The sequence below is a fragment of the Aquabacterium sp. G14 genome, from assembly GCF_037482285.1.
Lineage (GTDB): Bacteria > Pseudomonadota > Gammaproteobacteria > Burkholderiales > Burkholderiaceae_C > Aquabacterium.
Genome location: NZ_JBBEYB010000005.1, coordinates 180,563 through 195,962, shown reverse-complemented (window position 1 = coordinate 195,962; position 15,400 = coordinate 180,563). Strand labels below are relative to the sequence as shown.

At 65.3% G+C, this 15,400-nt stretch carries 18 protein-coding genes; 13 read left to right on the top strand and 5 right to left on the bottom strand.

Going from position 1 to position 15,400, the window contains the following annotated elements; genetic code table 11:
- Positions 1 to 20: 20 nt before the first annotated feature.
- The 5 genes from ctaD to WIT60_RS08010 all read left to right on the top strand — a co-directional run bounded on the left by ctaD (position 21) and on the right by WIT60_RS08010 (position 3,631).
- Positions 21 to 1,643 carry a cytochrome c oxidase subunit I gene (ctaD, locus tag WIT60_RS08030; protein WP_339583412.1) on the top strand — a complete coding sequence of 541 codons (1,623 nt, stop codon included), beginning with the start codon at positions 21 to 23 and terminating at the stop codon, positions 1,641 to 1,643.
- Between the two features lie 41 nt (positions 1,644 to 1,684).
- Positions 1,685 to 1,813 carry a cytochrome oxidase small assembly protein gene (locus WIT60_RS08025; RefSeq protein ID WP_320364890.1) on the top strand — a complete coding sequence of 43 codons (129 nt, stop codon included), beginning with the start codon at positions 1,685 to 1,687 and terminating at the stop codon, positions 1,811 to 1,813.
- A 115-nt stretch (positions 1,814 to 1,928) separates the two neighbouring features.
- Entirely contained in the window at positions 1,929 to 2,498 is a 570-nt protein-coding gene (locus tag WIT60_RS08020; RefSeq protein WP_339583443.1) for a cytochrome c oxidase assembly protein, read from the top strand.
- Entirely contained in the window at positions 2,495 to 2,725 is a 231-nt protein-coding gene (locus WIT60_RS08015) for a DUF2970 domain-containing protein (RefSeq protein ID WP_339583411.1), read from the top strand. The genes WIT60_RS08020 and WIT60_RS08015 overlap by 4 nt, the downstream gene beginning before the upstream one ends.
- 21 nt (positions 2,726 to 2,746) lie before the next feature.
- Positions 2,747 to 3,631 (top strand): cytochrome c oxidase subunit 3, encoded by an 885-nt coding sequence (locus WIT60_RS08010; RefSeq protein ID WP_339583410.1) that lies wholly within the window; start codon positions 2,747 to 2,749, stop codon positions 3,629 to 3,631.
- Between the two features lie 60 nt (positions 3,632 to 3,691).
- On the opposite strand, the gene WIT60_RS08005 is transcribed toward WIT60_RS08010, so the two are convergent.
- A complete protein-coding gene (locus tag WIT60_RS08005; RefSeq protein WP_339583409.1) occupies positions 3,692 to 3,913 on the bottom strand; it encodes a DUF2909 domain-containing protein in 222 nt (73 codons plus the stop codon).
- Between the two features lie 42 nt (positions 3,914 to 3,955).
- Here WIT60_RS08005 and WIT60_RS08000 point away from each other — a divergent pair, with 42 nt between their 5' ends.
- Genes WIT60_RS08000 through WIT60_RS07980 form a run of 5 tightly spaced genes read left to right on the top strand, consistent with a single transcriptional unit; the run spans position 3,956 to position 8,357 of the window.
- Positions 3,956 to 4,801 (top strand): SURF1 family protein, encoded by an 846-nt coding sequence (locus WIT60_RS08000; protein WP_339583408.1) that lies wholly within the window; start codon positions 3,956 to 3,958, stop codon positions 4,799 to 4,801.
- On the top strand, positions 4,788 to 5,471 hold the full coding sequence (locus WIT60_RS07995; protein ID WP_339583407.1) for an SCO family protein: 684 nt from the start codon (positions 4,788 to 4,790) through the stop codon (positions 5,469 to 5,471). Before WIT60_RS08000 ends, WIT60_RS07995 begins: the two co-directional genes overlap by 14 nt.
- A 10-nt stretch (positions 5,472 to 5,481) precedes the next feature.
- On the top strand, positions 5,482 to 6,717 hold the full coding sequence (locus tag WIT60_RS07990) for a COX15/CtaA family protein (protein ID WP_339583406.1): 1,236 nt from the start codon (positions 5,482 to 5,484) through the stop codon (positions 6,715 to 6,717).
- Positions 6,718 to 6,741: 24 nt separating this feature from the next.
- Complete coding sequence (gene cyoE / locus WIT60_RS07985; RefSeq protein WP_339583405.1) at positions 6,742 to 7,668, top strand: heme o synthase; 927 nt, start codon at positions 6,742 to 6,744, stop codon at positions 7,666 to 7,668.
- 8 nt (positions 7,669 to 7,676) lie between these two features.
- On the top strand, positions 7,677 to 8,357 hold the full coding sequence (locus WIT60_RS07980; protein WP_339583404.1) for an SCO family protein: 681 nt from the start codon (positions 7,677 to 7,679) through the stop codon (positions 8,355 to 8,357).
- Positions 8,358 to 8,411: 54 nt separating this feature from the next.
- On the opposite strand, the gene WIT60_RS07975 is transcribed toward WIT60_RS07980, so the two are convergent.
- The 4 genes from WIT60_RS07975 to folE are packed head-to-tail and all read right to left on the bottom strand — an operon-like array spanning position 8,412 to position 11,380.
- Positions 8,412 to 9,272 carry a D-hexose-6-phosphate mutarotase gene (locus tag WIT60_RS07975; RefSeq protein WP_339583403.1) on the bottom strand — a complete coding sequence of 287 codons (861 nt, stop codon included), beginning with the start codon at positions 9,270 to 9,272 and terminating at the stop codon, positions 8,412 to 8,414.
- On the bottom strand, positions 9,269 to 10,204 hold the full coding sequence (locus WIT60_RS07970) for a DUF429 domain-containing protein (protein ID WP_339583402.1): 936 nt from the start codon (positions 10,202 to 10,204) through the stop codon (positions 9,269 to 9,271). Before WIT60_RS07970 ends, WIT60_RS07975 begins: the two co-directional genes overlap by 4 nt.
- Entirely contained in the window at positions 10,201 to 10,629 is a 429-nt protein-coding gene (locus WIT60_RS07965; protein ID WP_339583401.1) for a BLUF domain-containing protein, read from the bottom strand. The genes WIT60_RS07970 and WIT60_RS07965 overlap by 4 nt, the downstream gene beginning before the upstream one ends.
- 4 nt (positions 10,630 to 10,633) lie before the next feature.
- On the bottom strand, positions 10,634 to 11,380 hold the full coding sequence (gene folE, locus WIT60_RS07960) for a GTP cyclohydrolase I (RefSeq protein WP_339583400.1): 747 nt from the start codon (positions 11,378 to 11,380) through the stop codon (positions 10,634 to 10,636).
- A 1,095-nt stretch (positions 11,381 to 12,475) separates the two neighbouring features.
- Here folE and WIT60_RS07955 point away from each other — a divergent pair.
- The 3 genes from WIT60_RS07955 (at position 12,476) to WIT60_RS07945 (ending at position 15,397) form a co-directional block, all read left to right on the top strand.
- On the top strand, positions 12,476 to 13,345 hold the full coding sequence (locus WIT60_RS07955) for a M15 family metallopeptidase (RefSeq protein WP_339583399.1): 870 nt from the start codon (positions 12,476 to 12,478) through the stop codon (positions 13,343 to 13,345).
- Between the two features lie 134 nt (positions 13,346 to 13,479).
- A complete protein-coding gene (locus WIT60_RS07950; protein WP_339583398.1) occupies positions 13,480 to 13,749 on the top strand; it encodes a PAAR domain-containing protein in 270 nt (89 codons plus the stop codon).
- Between the two features lie 73 nt (positions 13,750 to 13,822).
- A complete protein-coding gene (locus WIT60_RS07945; protein WP_339583397.1) occupies positions 13,823 to 15,397 on the top strand; it encodes a hypothetical protein in 1,575 nt (524 codons plus the stop codon).
- Positions 15,398 to 15,400: the final 3 nt, after the last annotated feature.

Genomic DNA, 15,400 nt, shown 5'->3' with positions numbered 1-15,400 from the left:
GGATCAGGAAAGGACTTTCCATGAGCGCAGTTCTGGATCACGCCGGCCACGGTGACCACACCCACGATGACCACGGCCACCCGCATGGCTGGCGGCGCTGGGTGTTCGCCACCAACCACAAGGACATCGGCACGTTGTACCTGCTGTTCTCGCTGACCATGCTGATGATCGGTGGGGTGTTGGCGCTGGGCATTCGCGCCGAGCTGTTCCAGCCCGGGCTGCAACTGGTCAACCCCGAACTGTTCAACCAGCTCACCACCATGCACGGCATCATCATGGTGTTCGGGGCCATCATGCCGGCCTTCGTGGGCATGGCCAACTGGATGCTGCCGCTGCAGATCGGCGCTTCCGACATGGCCTTTGCGCGCATGAACAACTTCAGCTTCTGGCTGATGATTCCGGCAGCCTGCCTGCTGGTGGGCTCCTTTTTCATGCCCGGTGGCGCACCGGCTGCGGGCTGGACGCTGTACGCGCCGCTGACCCTGCAGATGGGGCCGTCGATGGACGCAGGCATCTTCGCCATGCACCTGCTGGGCGCCTCGTCCATCATGGGCTCGATCAACATCATCGTGACCATCTTGAACATGCGCGCGCCGGGCATGACGCTGATGAAGATGCCGATGTTTGCCTGGACCTGGCTGATCACCGCCTACCTGCTGATCGCCGTGATGCCGGTGCTGGCCGGGGCCATCACGATGACGCTGACAGATCGCCATTTCGGCACCAGCTTCTTCAACCCGGCCGGTGGCGGTGACCCGGTCATGTACCAGCACATCTTCTGGTTCTTTGGCCACCCCGAGGTCTACATCATGATCTTGCCGGCCTTCGGCATCATCAGCCAGATCGTGCCGGCCTTCGCCCGCAAGCGCCTGTTCGGCTACACCTCCATGGTGTACGCCACCGCGTCCATCGCCATCTTGAGCTTCATCGTGTGGGCGCACCACATGTTCGCCACCGGCATGCCCGTCACCGGCCAGCTCTTCTTCATGTACGCCACCATGCTGATCTCGGTGCCCACAGGCGTGAAGATCTTCAACTGGGTGGCCACCATGTGGCGCGGCTCGATGACCTTCGAGAGCCCGATGCTGTGGTCGGTGGGCTTCATCTTCGTCTTCACGATGGGCGGCTTCACGGGCCTGATCTGCTCAGTCGCACCCATCGACATCCAGATCCAGGACACCTACTACGTGGTCGCGCACTTTCACTACGTGCTGGTGGCGGGCTCATTGTTTGCGCTCTTTGCCGCCTTCTACTACTGGGCGCCGAAGTGGACCGGCGTGATGGTGCCGGAGTGGAAGGGCAAGCTGCACTTCTGGTGGTCGCTGATTGCCTTCAACATCACCTTCTTCCCGATGCACTTCCTGGGGCTGGCGGGCATGCCGCGTCGCTACGCCGACTACCCCATGCAGTTTGCCGACTTCAATGCGGTGGCCTCCATCGGCGCCTTCGCCTTCGGCTTTGCACAGGTCTACTTCATCTTCGGCGTACTGATCCCGGCGATGCGTGGCAAGGGCGAGCCCGCCCCGGCCAAGCCCTGGGAAGGCGCCGAAGGCCTGGAGTGGGAGGTGCCTTCTCCGGCGCCGTTCCACACCTTCGAGACCCCGCCCAAATTGGATCCGTCGGCCACGCGTGTGATTGGCTGAACACAGGTCGTGTCGCCTGAAAACCGGATGAGGAGCCCGCCATGAGTGTCACACCTTCCATCAAACTGGGCCGACGTCGCAATGTGCGTCTGGCGCTGATCCTGGCCTCGGTGGCCGCCACATTCTTCCTCGGGTTCGTGGCCAAGATCATGCTGCTGTCTTCGCACTGAGCCCACGCCCTCACGTTTGCGCCCGAGCCCTCGCATGTCCGACCCGACCGCCTCCCCAACCCCGCAGGCCCCTCATATCGCGAAGGCGCCACGTAGACGGCACGCTCGGGTGCGCGTGGCGCTGCAGCGGGCCAACGTCGCCATGGTGGGCAAGCTCGCCCTCATCACCATGCTGATGTTTGGCTTTGGCTACGCGATGGTGCCGATGTACCGTCACATTTGTGCGGCGCTCGGCATCAATGTGCTGAGCCTGGGTGACCGGCAAATTCCGGGTGCCACCTCGTCCATCCCGCCCAACACGCAGGTGGACCGCAGCCGCACCATCACCATCGAGTTCGATGCCAACGTGCGCGGCCCCTGGGATTTCAAGCCCGCGGTCCGCTCAGTGCAGGTCCATCCAGGCGAGTTGATGACGGTGATGTACGAGTTTCGTAACCGTCAGCCCCGCGCCATGGCAGCGCAAGCCATCCCTAGCTACGCACCCAAGCAGGCCACTTCGCATTTCAACAAGATGGAGTGCTTCTGCTTTGCTGAGCACACGCTCAAGCCGGGTGAGAGCAAGCAGTGGCCGGTCACCTTCGTCATCGATCCCAAGCTGCCCAAAGACGTGGCCACCATCACGCTGTCCTACACCTTCTTCGAGGTGGGCGGCAAAGTGCCGGCCGCACCCAAGGGGGCGGTATGAGCGAAGACCTGCGCCAGGCGTCTCAGCGTCCCGGCTCGTTCTGGCAGACGCTCAAGGCGGTGGCGTGGTCGTTTTTCGGGGTGCGCAAGTCCAGTGACTACGCACAGGACGTGGCCCGGATCAATCCGGTGCACGTCATCGTTGCCGGGGTGTTGGCCGCCCTGGTGTTTGTGTTGGGGTTGGTGTGGCTGGTGCGATGGATCATCGCCAGCGGCGTCGCTCAGTGAAAGTCAGTCGAGGAGCACAACATGTCGACAGCGGTTCCCAAAGGACAAGCCCCGTACTACTTTGTGCCTGGGCCTTCCCGTCATCCGGTGATGGCATCCATCGGCCTGTTCTTTGTCATCCTCGGGGCCGGGCAGTGGGTCAATGGCGTGGGCTGGGGGGCATATTCGCTGGCCTTTGGCCTGCTGTGGTGGGCGGTGGTGCTCACGCAGTGGTTTGGCGATGCCATACGCGAGAGCGAAAGCGGGCTCTACAGCCAGCGCATCGACGTGTCCTACCGCTGGGCCATGGCCTGGTTCATCTTCTCTGAGGTGATGTTCTTCGGGGCCTTCTTTGGCGCCCTTTACTGGGCGCGCATGCATGTGATCCCGAACCTGGGCAGCATCGACAATGCCTTGCTGTGGCCTGACTTCAAGGCCATCTGGCCGTCGGATGCGCCGGGTTACACCGCCTCGCCCGCGGGCACGGTCGAGCCTTTCCGCACCATGGGTCCCTGGCCTCTGCCCACCATCAACACCGCCTTGCTGTTGACCTCGGGTGTCACCCTCACCATCGCGCACCACGCCTTGCTGGCCAACCAGCGTGCCAAAACGATCGGCTTCATGTGGATCACGGTCTTGCTGGGTGCCTTGTTCCTGGGCTTGCAAGGCTATGAGTACTACGAGGCCTACACCCACCTGAACCTCAAGCTGTCTTCGGGCATCTACGGCTCTACCTTCTTCATGCTCACCGGTTTCCACGGTCTGCATGTGTTCGTGGGCGCCTTGATGCTGCTGTTCATCACCCTGCGCCTGCAGAAAGGCCACTTCACGCCCGAGCGACACTTCGGCTTCGAAGGTGCGGCTTGGTACTGGCACTTCGTGGATGTGGTCTGGCTGGGCCTGTATGTGGTCGTTTACTGGACCTGATGGCGCGCGGTTCACACGATTCAACCGATGCCGTCTCCAGAAGCGGCATGCCCTATCGGCTTACCGGTCGATGGGCAGCCCCGTCGGTTGAATCCAGCCGAGTTGATACGCAACCCAGATGAAGACGAACAAGGCCACGGAGAGCCCCACCCGCCAGGCCAGTGCCCGCATCATGCGGCGGGGCGCTGGTGTGCTGGACGCAGGGTTGCGCAACATGGCCCGACCGGCCAGGGCCAAGGCGGCGACGATGGCCACCAGGGCCAGAGCGAGGATCCATTTCATGCGACCCGATTATGGGCGTGCCACTCTGGCCGGCACAGCGAGATGACCCCAGGTACCTCACGTCTCATCGCCTGTGTGGCCGGTGCCGCGACGGTGCTGGTGACCGCCTCGCTCGGGCAATGGCAACTGCGCCGCGCCGATGAAAAGCAGCAGGCCCAGGCGTTGCTCACAACCCGCCAGCAGCTGCCAGCCTGGCAGTCGGCCGATTGGCCTTGCGACGGGCGATCCGCCGAGGCCTTGCCCGTGCAGCGTCCGGCCCAGCTCACTGGCACCTGGCTCCCCGAACGCACTGTCTGGCTCGACAACCGTACTCAACAGGGACGTACGGGCTTCGAGGTGGTCACACCCTTGCGTCTGCACGCACCGGGCAGCTTGTGCGATGGCCGTATGCTGCTTGTGCAGCGTGGCTGGGTGCCCCGCCATGCACACGATCGTCTGCACGTTCCCGATCTGCCCACCGCAACGGGCCTCGTCACGGTGCCAGGACGGGTGGTGGCCTCGGTCTCGCGCGTGTACCAGTTGGGCGCCGAGCCGCTGCCTGTCGCTGCCGGTGGCGACGCCGTCACGAGCACCAGACCTCAGCCCCTGATCCGTCAGAACGTCGATGCCGCGTTCTGGCAAGCCTGGCTGGGGCAATCCCCGCTTCCCGGTGCAGTGCTTCAGGTGCAAGCTGAGGCTGAGCGTTCACCCAACGCCTCCACCGCTCCTGCCGTCTTGAGCCGCCAATGGGCCGCCCCCGATCTGGGGCGAGACAAGCACCTGGCCTATGCCGCGCAGTGGTTTGCCTTGTCGGCGGTGGCGGGTGGTTTGACCTTGTGGTTCCAGTTCCTCCGTCCCCGGCGTCTGGCCCGACGCCTTGCCCGAAGTGCCCACCATGCCGCCTCCTGACGCCACTTCTCCCAACCCCATGCTGCAACTGAGCGTCCACAGCCTGCCCGCGGCGGGCGCCTCGGCCGCGCAGCGCACGCGCATGGGACGGCTCAAGATGCTGCTCATCTGGGCCGTCTGCGCCGCTCCCGTCGTGGCCTCCTACCTGAGCTACTACGTCATCAAGCCCCAGGGTCGCACCAACCACGGCACCCTCATCACCCCGCCCAAGCCCATGAGCGCCGAGAAGGGCTTGAGCTTCACCAACCTGCAAGGCCAGACCGTGGCACCCCAGGCCTTGCAAGGTCAATGGCTGCTGGTCAGCGTGGCCGGTGGTGCCTGCGATGCCGCGTGTGAGCGCCAACTCTACCTGCAGCGCCAGTTGCGCGAGGCGCTGGGCCGTGACAAGGACCGCGTCGACCGCGTCTGGCTGATCCCGGACCAGGCCGAGGTGCGGCCCGCCTTGCTGCCCGCGCTGGCCCAGGCCTGGACGCTGCGGGTCGATGCCAGTCGCCTGTCGCAATGGCTGCAACCGGACGTGGGTCAGACGCTGAGCAGCCACCTGTACCTCGTGGACCCCAAGGGCGACTGGATGATGCGCTTCCCGGCCGATGCCGACCCGGCGCGCGTCAAGAAGGATCTGATGCGCCTGCTCAAGGCCAACGAGTCTTGGGACGAGGCCGGACGCTGAGGGCCCTCGCATGATCGACCTCATCAACCTGGCACCCGCCCTGGAAGTGGCCTTGCTCGGCGCCGTGCTGGCCCTGCTGGCCGCTGGCGGCGTGATGTGGCGCGCCCGCCGTGCGGGCCTGACCGGCTGGCCCGCCTGGCAGCATGCCCTGACGGTGGCCACGCTGTTCCTCACCATCGACCTTGTGGTGTTCGGCGCCTTCACGCGCCTGACCGACTCCGGCTTGGGTTGCCCCGACTGGCCCGGCTGTTACGGCCAGACCAGTCCCTGGGCGGCGCACGCCCAGATCGCAGCCGAGCAGGCGGCGGTGCCCCATGGCCCCGTCACCCACAGCAAGGCCTGGATCGAGATGACCCACCGCTACCTGGCCACCGGTGTGGGGGCCTTGATCACCGGCCTCATGGTGGCCGCATGGTGGCTGCGTGACCGGCGGGGCAGTTTGTCGCCATGGTGGGCCACGGCCACCTTTGTGTGGGTGTGCGCGCAGGGTGCCTTCGGGGCGCTCACGGTCACCCTCAAGTTGCAACCCATCATCGTCACCTTGCACCTGCTGGGCGCTTTGCTCGGCGTGGGGATGTTGACCGCCCAGGTGCGGGTGCTGGAGGGCGCCCGGTCGACGCCGAGCGAGCGCGGCCTGGGCACCCTCGAACACCTGCAGGCCTGGGCTTCGGCTCCGCTGCGGCGCTGGGGCTGGCTGGTGCTCGCCTTGGTCGCGGTCCAGGTGGCGCTGGGCGGCTGGGTCAGCACCAACTACGCGGTGCTGGTGTGCAGCGACGTTCCCACCTGCCAGGGCCAGTGGTGGCCTGACATGGACTTCGCCAATGGCTTTCACCTGATGCGTGCGCTGGGCGAGAACGGGCAGGGTGAGCCCATCAGCATGGCCGCGCTCACCGCCATCCACATGAGCCACAGGCTGATGGCCCTCGTCGTCCTCGTGGCCCTGTGGTGCTACGGTGCGGCGCTGCGGCGCTGGCGTCCCGAAGCCCAGACCATCGCACACCCTTGGCGCCGCGAAGGCCTGTGGCTGTGGGGGCTGCTGGCCTGGCAGGTGTTCAGCGGTCTGAGCAATGTGGTGCTGGGCTGGCCCATGGCCGCGGCCCTGGCGCACACCCTCGGCGCCACCTTGCTGGTCTGGCGACTGGTGCGCCTGCTGGTCCTGCCTCGCACGGTGGCTCACCAGCTGAGCGCCCAGACCTTGGCACATCAGGGACTTCACCCTGGCGTGACCCCCGTGTCCGCTTCATAGTGAGTTCATCTCCTGGAGGAAGCCATGTCCGATGCCCTTGCCGCTGCCTCATCCGTGCCGCTGTCAACGCCCCACACACCGTCGCGCATCCGCCAGTTCTATGTGCTCACCAAACCCAAGGTGGTGCAGCTCATCGTCTTCTGCGCGGTCATTGGCATGCTGCTGGCCGTGCCGGGGGTGCCCACCCAGGCCGAGGCGCTGCGGGCCGTGGCCGCCTGCGCCGGCATCTGGCTGGTGGCCGGGGCTGCGGCTGCCTTCAACTGCCTGATCGAGCAGGGCATCGACGCCCGCATGAAACGCACCGCCTGGCGCCCCACCGCGCGCGGCGACCTCACCCTGCGCCAGACCTTGCTGTTCAGCGCCGTGTTGTGCAGCCTGGGCATGGCCATCCTGGCCCTGTGGGTCAACCTGCTGACCATGTGGCTGACGCTGGCCACCTTCGTCGGCTACGCCATCGTCTACACCGTGGTGCTCAAGCCCCTCACGCCACAAAACATCGTCATCGGCGGGGCTTCTGGCGCGATGCCGCCGGTGCTGGGCTGGGCGGCCTTGCGCGGCGAGGTCGGGCCCGAGGCCCTCATGCTCTGCCTCATCATCTTCCTGTGGACGCCGCCGCACTTCTGGGCCCTGGCGCTCTACCGTGTCGATGACTATGCCAAGGCCGGCCTGCCCATGCTGCCCGTCACCCATGGCAATGCCTTCACGCGCCTGCATGTGCTGCTCTACACCCTGGTCCTGCTGGCCGGGACCTTGCTGCCCTTCATCTACGGCATGAGCGGCTGGCTCTACCTGGCTTCCGCGCTCATCCTCGGGATCTTGTTCTTGGTCTATGCCTTCCGGCTGTGGCGGCGTTACAGTGACGCACTGGCCCGCAAGACCTTCCGCTTCTCCATCATTTACCTGATGCTGCTGTTTGCCGCCTTGCTGGTCGACCATTACTGGAAGATCTGAGCGTTCACATGACCCGCAAGTCCGTTTGGCACCCCGATGCGTCCCGCCGCCGCACGCTGTTGCGTGCCGCCACCACCCTCCTGGCCGTCTCGGCCGTCTGGGGCCTCAGTGCCTGTGACCAGATCTCTGACATGACCCGCCCCAAGGCAGGCCTGAAGTTCAATGGGGTGGACATCACCGGGGCCACCTACGCCCAGAAGCTCAAGCTCAAGGACTTCGACGGGCGCATGCGCGACCTCTCCGAGTTCAAGGGCAAGGTCGTGTTCGTGTTCTTCGGCTTCACGCAGTGCCCCGACGTGTGTCCCACCACCATGGCTGAACTGGCCGAGCTGCGTCGCCGCCTCGGACCCGATGGCGAGAAGGTGCAGGGCGTGTTCGTCTCGGTGGACCCGGAGCGTGACACGCCCGAGGTCCTCAAGGGCTACCTGACGGCCATGGACCCCAGCTTCGTGGGCCTGACCGGTTCGCCCGACGAGATCAAGGCGGTGGCCAAGGAGTTCAAGGTGTTCTACCAGAAGGTGGAAACGCCCAGCGGTGGCTACACCATCGACCACACCGCAGGCTCCTACATCTTTGACCCGCAAGGCCAGGTGCGCCTGTTTGCACGCTACGGCATGCCTATCGACCAGCTCACGGCCGATGTGCGTCAACTCTTGAAGCTGCCTGCGCTGAGCACCACTGCGCATTGAGGCGAGCTCAAGCGGGGACGTGGCGTCGCCTGGCCTCCACGGCCTCGGCCCGTTTCAATCGGTCAGCAAAACCAGGCTCTGGCGCCCGCTCCACTCTTCCTCAGGTCCCAGGGTGATGGGCTCGAAGACAGCCGCTGCTTCCACGCACAACATGCACTGCCAGTCGGCATCGGGCATGTCGGCCAGCGCGGCGCATTTGTGCGGCCCCGGGTTCCAGATCACGGCATCGGGCCAGCCGGCCTGCGTGATGTTCAGACGGCGAGGACCATCGCGCAGCAACAGATCCTTCACGCCGCTGTAGATGCGGTCGAACTCACCGTAGAAGCGCTTTTCCGGGTGGTCTTCGATGTGGCGCTCGTCCAGCACCGTGTCTTCGAAGGGGCAACCCTCAAGGCCCAGCAGGCGCACCTGCGTCACATCCGACACCGCCAGATAGGTGTGCAGCGCCGCGGTGAAGTCCCACGCGCTGTCGCTGGGGTTTTGCACGTACAACTCCAGGTCCAGACGCGTGTTGCTCACCGACACCGTCAGCTCCACCGTGAAGCTGTGCGGCCACAGGGCGCGTGTTTCGGCGTTGTCGTCGAACACCAGCGTCACCTGGGCGTGGTCCTTTTCCTGGCGACTGCTCTCCACTGTCCAGGCACGGGTGCGCAGCAGGCCGTGGCGGGGCAGGCTGGTGTCCGGCCCCCGTTGATTGAACTGCGGGAAGACCACCGGCACCCCGCCGCGCACGGCCTGGCCGGGGGCGATCACCGTTTGGGGTGACAGGTACAACTGCTCCTCACCCCGCGCGGGAATCCACGAAATCACCTGTGCCCCGTGCAGCAGCACGGTGGCCTGTGCCCCATCGGGCGATTGCACGCGCACGGCCGCCTGGCCCTGCACCTCGATCATGTCCAGCTTCGCTTCACTCATGCCGTGAGTATCCACCCTTCGACCGGGTCCATCTCGGGCGAGAGGCCCCAATGGGCGTCGCCCGCTTCGTGACGTTGTTGCGCCCAGGCCGCTTGCATCAGACACAGCACCGCGTCCAGTCGGTCCCCCTTCGGGTCAGCAGCCAGGTGGTCGCGTTGGGCCGGCGTCAGCTTTAGTCGCAAGCCCAGGCGGGTGCGACCCTGCTCCAGGGCATCGATCAGGTCCAGGCGGGCGATCAGGCGCTCCGGGCTGGCCTCGGATTCGCTCTTGTAGCTGCGTCGCCCCAGTATCTCGCCTGCCAGCAGGCCCGGGTAGGCCTCCAGGGCGACGGCTTCGGGGCGACCCGCACGCAGACCGGGCAAGCTCACATTGGCCGCCACGAGGCGCTGCAGGCCCTCAAAATACATCTTGCCGACCGGCACATAGCGTGTCTGCAGTGGGCTGGTGCTCGACAAACCCGGCACGGCCCGGTCGGTCGCGCGGTGCAGCAGCTTGCTGCCCGCTGGCCGGCCCATGTCCCAGGTCTGTCCCCAGCCATCGATGAGCCGCTGAAAGCCGGCGCGGTCGTCGCAGTGGGCCTTCAGCGCCACGATCAGGCGGTCACACTCAGGCGCTGAGTCTTGAGCGTCTTGCAAAGCCCCAAAAGCCTCGCCCGGCCCCTGCGCAGCCAAGGCTTGCACGAAAGGGCGCGGCAGCCCGAAGGGAAAGTCGCAGCCCATGACGAAACCATGCGTCCAGCCGGCCGCGAGCATGCCCGCAGGCGTCAAGCGCGCGGTCCACTCATCCAGACTGGGCAGGGCCTCCAGAGTCAGTAGCTTGACTGTCTGTCCGGCACGCACCCCTTGGGCCAAGGTCAAAGGCTTGCGCCGTGTGGGCGCGCAGCTGAAGTCCAGCCCCAACAGCAGGGCAGGTCCGGCGAGGTGTGGCGTCAATTGGAGCGGCTGATGATGCAAGCCGTTGCCAGCAACTCATCGAGCAGCGCCATCGACACCTTGCCTGACACCGCGTAAGGGTCCAGCACGGGCCGCTCGGAATACTTCAGCAAAATGGCAGGATTCACCCGATCCAGGTTCACCTGGCCCATGGTCCAGTTCGAGAAGCGCCGCTCGGTGATTTCCTCGTGGTGCAGCACGATCACGTCACGGTGGCGACTGTCGCTGCAAATGCGGCGATAGAGATGGTTGACCGCATCACGGCCCCCTTCCAGCACCTGCATGAAGATTTCATCGCTGTGACACAGCAGACCGGTCACGCCCAAGGCCGGATTGGTCTTGCGTGACGTGGCCAGGATGCTGTCGATCACCTCGGGCGTCAGCGGCTCAGCCGCGCGGCTGGCGTAAAGCAGTCGAACCAACATGGCATCAGCCTTTCTTGTTTGTCACCAGAGACAGGAATTCGCGACGCAGATTGGGATCCTTCAGGAAGGAGCCGCGCATCACACTGTTGATCATCTTGGAGTCCATGTCCTTGACGCCGCGCCAGTGCATGCAGAAATGGTCGGCCTCCATGATCACGGCCAGGCCATCCGGGTTCATGCGCGACTGCAGCACATCGGCCACCTGGGTCACGGCTTCTTCCTGAATTTGCGGACGGCTCATGATCCAGTCGATCAGACGTGCGTACTTCGACAGACCGATCAGGTTGGAGTGCTCATTGGGCATGATGCCGATCCACACCTTGCCGATGATGGGGCACAGGTGGTGTGAACAGGCGCTGCGCACCGTGATGGGCCCGACGATCATCAACTCATTGAGTCGCTCGACATTGGGGAACTCGGTGACCGGCGGTGCGGCCTGGTAGCGACCCCGAAAGATCTCGTTGAGATACATCTTGGCCACACGGCGGGCCGTGTCCTGCGTGTTGTGGTCGCTCTCGGTGTCGATCACCAGGCTGGACAGCACACCACGCATCTTGAGCTCGACCTCGTCGAGCAAGGCTTCCAGCTCACCCGGTTGGATGAACTCGGCAATGTTGTCGTTCGCGTGAAAGCGCTTCTGTGAGGCCTTGATTCGCTGCCGGATCTTGAGGGACACCGGCACGCCGTCGTCGGACGCGTGGCCCGAGGCGTCGGCGTCCAGGGCTGGATCGGAAGAGGAGGAAGGGTTCATGGCATGTCCTGGGCTACGAGGGGCACGTACAGCAAGCAGCCATCGTAGCGCCCAATCCGCCTTCCTGCTCGGTCCCTGGGCGAGCCCTCATTGCCCACATGGAGGCTTCCAAGCCCCCGACCCACACGCCTCAACCTTTGGTCAACGCACTGCGGGGCACCCGGCTCGCTGGGGCTGTTGGGCGCACAAGCGGCGCTGATCTTTGCTCAGGCTGGTTGGGCGGGTATGCGTGAACATGGCCTCCAGCAAGGCGACATCGGCGTCCTGACCTCGCTTTGTCGCCACCGCGCGCGGGCGATTTTCGGCCCTTGCTGGCCGCTTTGCGGCTTTCTCCGTACGGGGAGATTCGGCCACTCTGGGACTGGGGGGGGCGTCGCGCGTCTCGGTGACCGGGGGTGTGCGTGACACCTTGTCGGTCGATGCCGACGACGTCCTCAATGGCGCCGCAACCGGGCTGTTCGGTGGTGAGGTGGCTGCCACCGTGGCCACGGCGACGGCTGCTACAGGAGCCAGATCTTCAATCAAGGCGGTCTGGGGTGTTGTGTTTGCCGGGGCAGGCGGTGTCAAGGGCGCGGCGGACTGCGACGCAGCGTGCTGCGTCGCGAGGGCGGCAGACGGCGTGGTGTGGGCTGTTGTGGGCCGCAGCGCTGACTCGTTGGCAACGGCAACGGGACGTGCTTGCGGATGCCCTTGCGCCAACACCAAGGCAAAGCCCGCCAGCAGGCCCAAAATGCCCATTCCCATCAAGATCATCAAGGCTCTGAACTGCCAATTGCTGCGGCCTCTACGTGCTCGTGCACGGTGAGACGCCCGTTTGGAGGGGGGGCGGTTGGCAGCGAGCGTCGATAGAATCCGCACGCGCTCCGGCGAGTGGTCCTCCTCGGCCTCCATGCCGGCAAACAGACTGGGACGGTCCAGCGCGGGCTTCGCGTTCGACCTCGAAGAATGGGTGTGGCGAGCCCATGGCAGGCCCTGGTCATGGCTCAAGCCCGACTCCCTGTTTGGTTTTATGAATGTGTGAACCGGCGCATTCTAGGGAGGCGGACTGCACCGTGAAAGTCCCCCGAGCGGTGGCTGCAAAGACTGGTTACAAGAATGATGCAAACAGGGTGGGTGTTGGGCTACTTCGTGCTGGTCAGCGTGGTGTTGGCCATGTGGGTGTTTCCTCACTGGCGCCAAGCGATCTCGCTGCGCTGGCAACGCTGGTGGCATCGAGGGCTGCGTCTTGGGCAGGGCGTGGGGGCACAGATTCAGCAGGTGCCAGTGAGCTGGTCGCGTCAGGTCGATGGCGCCATGCGCGGTGTTCGCCAGGGTTGGTCTCGTCGCTGGCACTGGGTGCTGGGGGGCGGTACGCTGTTGTCTCTGCCTGTGGCGTTCGCGCTGGGCTGGAGCCTGTGGGGCACTCGCACCCTGGAGGGCTTCGACGACCGCATCGATCCGCTTCACCCACAGGTGGCTCAGCTGTTGCAGGGCGAGCACCTGGTGCCGCCCCCTCCCTTGCCACCCGAGGTGTTTGACACCGCTGAAGTCGAGATCGTGCGGCCTCTGCTGGCCAGCGCGGACCGGCGTTGGGAGCAGATGGACCCCGATTTCGTGCAAACGCTGCTGCGCGTTTTCAAGATCATGAAGGAGGAGCACGGCTACGACATGGCCTTGCTGGAGGGCTGGCGCAGTCCCGAACGTCAGGCCATGCTGGCGGCCAAAGGTGGACATGTGACCAACGCCGGCGCCTGGCAGAGCTACCACCAGTACGGCCTGGGCGCTGACTGTGCTTTCTACCGAGATGGCAAGCTCGTCATCAGTGAAAAAGACCCCTGGGCCATGCGCGGTTATCAGCTGTATGGCGAGGTTGCCGAGCGCTTGGGACTGACCTGGGGGGGGCGTTGGCAGATGATGGACTTCGGTCACGTCGAGTGGCGCAAGCCTGGCGTGCGCGAAGCCATGCGGGCAGCGCGTAACCGCTGAGCGCACTTGACACAGACTGTCACAGTGTCACCCCTCTAGCGGGGGGGCTCGCGGGGGGCTGCTGCGCCTTAGACTGCGCCCGCGTCGGTTCATCCGGCCGCACATACAAAGAGATTGCAGGGAGCGCAGGGACCATGGGACGCCCATTCATTGTCTTGGGAGACAGCACCAGCCATGGCGGCAAGGTGGTGGGGGCCTCGGCAAGCACCGACACCCATGGCCGTCGCATTGCGCGGGTGGGTGACAAGGTCACTTGCCCCAAGAAAGGTCATGGTGGCACCACCGTGATCGTGAGTGGCGATCCCACCATGATCATCGACGGCCAACCTGCTGCCCGCCATGGCGATAAGTGCGCCTGCGGGGCCACCCTCATCTCCGGACAGGCGGTCTCCACCGGCATTTGAGCCTTTGCGGGCTCTCCACACCGTCACAGGTGCTGCCATGTGGCAGCACGGTCATCGAGCAGGCAGTCAGAGCATGGCCAGGATTTTCAAAGTGCTGGGGTTGGGGTTGGTGATCGCCGCCATCGTGTGGCTGGTCACCATCTGGCAATGGCAGAACGCCGAGCGCGACATCGGCATGGGCGACATCGTCCTGCAACTGCTGGTGCTGCCGCTGCTGCTCACCGGAGGCTTGCTGGCTGGGATATGGGGTGTGCAGCGCTTGCGGACGTCCGTGGCCGACTCGGCCGCGATGCCTGGCATCCGTGCACCCACACCAGGCGAGCAGGCTGCCGAAGCGAGCTTGTCGGCCGAGGCACAGGCACAACGTCAGGCCTCGGCCTGGGTGCTGGCCGAAGCGGTGCACCTGCCAGCGGGCGTCGACAGTGACACCGCCTGGTCCAGCCTGCAAGCCGGCGTGGTGCGACCGGATCTGGATGCGCATTTGCAAGACCTGGAAGGACTGCCTGTGTTCACCGCCCGAGTGCCCGACATCGATCTGGATGACTGGCTGCTGGCACACGGCGAACTGGCGCATCCGGACGAGGGTGGTTTACCCCCGGCCGTGCTGCGTGCATTGGCTTTGGTCGAAGCCCCCTTGCACCGGGTGCTTGACGTGCTCTCTGGCTTGCACGCAGACCATGCGCAGGGGCAAGCGTCGAGCGACCTGGCGTTTCATGCGCCGGCACTGGAGGAGCAGTCAGTGGGCAAGGCACACCTCGCTGGTGTGGCCCATCCCATGTCGCCTGCGCTGGCGGCGTCACGTGAGGCGCGGCGTCCGCGCGTCACGGTGCGAGTGCTGTGGCCCTCACATTGGCAGGAGGCCGACCGCGACGCGGCCACCGTCTGGTTGCAGGGGCAGTGCACGGTGCTGCAGGACTGGACCACCGCGGTGTCGGCGCACGCTCCGGTATGGCAAACCAACACGCTCACCCACGCCGAGGCCTTGTGGTCCGAGATCGACCAGCACCTGCTCCGATGGACGCGTGAGTCCCGCCCCGAACTGCTGCTGATTCTGGCCGTGGACAGCGCCATCGATGCCGATCGGGTCGATCACATGCAGGCTGTGGGCGAATTGTTCACCGCGCTCCATCAGACCGGTCGCGTGCCGGGGGAGGGGGCTGCGGCTTTGTTACTGGCTCATCCCATGTGGCCGCAGTTGCAAGCGCAGGTGCCCGAGGCGATGCGCTTGTGGAGGCCGATCTGCGGCCGGCGTGACAAGTCAGCTGATGCCGCCGGTCGGATTGGTTGCAGCACCTTGACAGCGGTCTTCACCGAGTTGCTGCAGCGGACCTCTCCCTCGCCCGAGGGGCTGGTGGTGGTCTCCGATGCGGATCATCGCGCGAGCCGCACCGGCGAACTGTATGAAACCCTGCAAGACGTGCTCCCAGACCTCGACCCTGTGCAGCAAGTGACGCGGGTGGGAGAGGCCTGTGGTGACCTGGGCGTGGCGCGGGCGCTGGTGCCCACAGCGCTGGCCTGTGCGGCCCTGCGGGCCAGCGAACAAGCGCAGCGCGTGGCCGTGGCCACCCTGGTGCAGTCTTCTCATGAACGCGTGGTTGTGGCCTTGTCGCCGATGCCACCCCTGCAGGCCGTCCCTGACGCAGCCTGAATG

Coding starts and splice junctions, on each gene's coding strand:
- WIT60_RS08005 (WP_339583409.1), bottom strand. CDS start 3,913: ATGAAATGGATCCTCGCTCTGGCCCTGGTGGCCATCGTCGCCGCCTTG.
- cyoE (WP_339583405.1), top strand. CDS start 6,742: ATGTCCGATGCCCTTGCCGCTGCCTCATCCGTGCCGCTGTCAACGCCC.
- WIT60_RS07950 (WP_339583398.1), top strand. CDS start 13,480: ATGGGACGCCCATTCATTGTCTTGGGAGACAGCACCAGCCATGGCGGC.
- WIT60_RS07975 (WP_339583403.1), bottom strand. CDS start 9,272: ATGAGTGAAGCGAAGCTGGACATGATCGAGGTGCAGGGCCAGGCGGCC.
- WIT60_RS07995 (WP_339583407.1), top strand. CDS start 4,788: ATGCCGCCTCCTGACGCCACTTCTCCCAACCCCATGCTGCAACTGAGC.
- WIT60_RS08010 (WP_339583410.1), top strand. CDS start 2,747: ATGTCGACAGCGGTTCCCAAAGGACAAGCCCCGTACTACTTTGTGCCT.
- WIT60_RS08000 (WP_339583408.1), top strand. CDS start 3,956: ATGACCCCAGGTACCTCACGTCTCATCGCCTGTGTGGCCGGTGCCGCG.
- WIT60_RS08025 (WP_320364890.1), top strand. CDS start 1,685: ATGAGTGTCACACCTTCCATCAAACTGGGCCGACGTCGCAATGTGCGT.
- folE (WP_339583400.1), bottom strand. CDS start 11,380: ATGAACCCTTCCTCCTCTTCCGATCCAGCCCTGGACGCCGACGCCTCG.
- ctaD (WP_339583412.1), top strand. CDS start 21: ATGAGCGCAGTTCTGGATCACGCCGGCCACGGTGACCACACCCACGAT.
- WIT60_RS07990 (WP_339583406.1), top strand. CDS start 5,482: ATGATCGACCTCATCAACCTGGCACCCGCCCTGGAAGTGGCCTTGCTC.
- WIT60_RS07965 (WP_339583401.1), bottom strand. CDS start 10,629: ATGTTGGTTCGACTGCTTTACGCCAGCCGCGCGGCTGAGCCGCTGACG.
- WIT60_RS08015 (WP_339583411.1), top strand. CDS start 2,495: ATGAGCGAAGACCTGCGCCAGGCGTCTCAGCGTCCCGGCTCGTTCTGG.
- WIT60_RS07945 (WP_339583397.1), top strand. CDS start 13,823: ATGGCCAGGATTTTCAAAGTGCTGGGGTTGGGGTTGGTGATCGCCGCC.
- WIT60_RS07955 (WP_339583399.1), top strand. CDS start 12,476: ATGATGCAAACAGGGTGGGTGTTGGGCTACTTCGTGCTGGTCAGCGTG.
- WIT60_RS07980 (WP_339583404.1), top strand. CDS start 7,677: ATGACCCGCAAGTCCGTTTGGCACCCCGATGCGTCCCGCCGCCGCACG.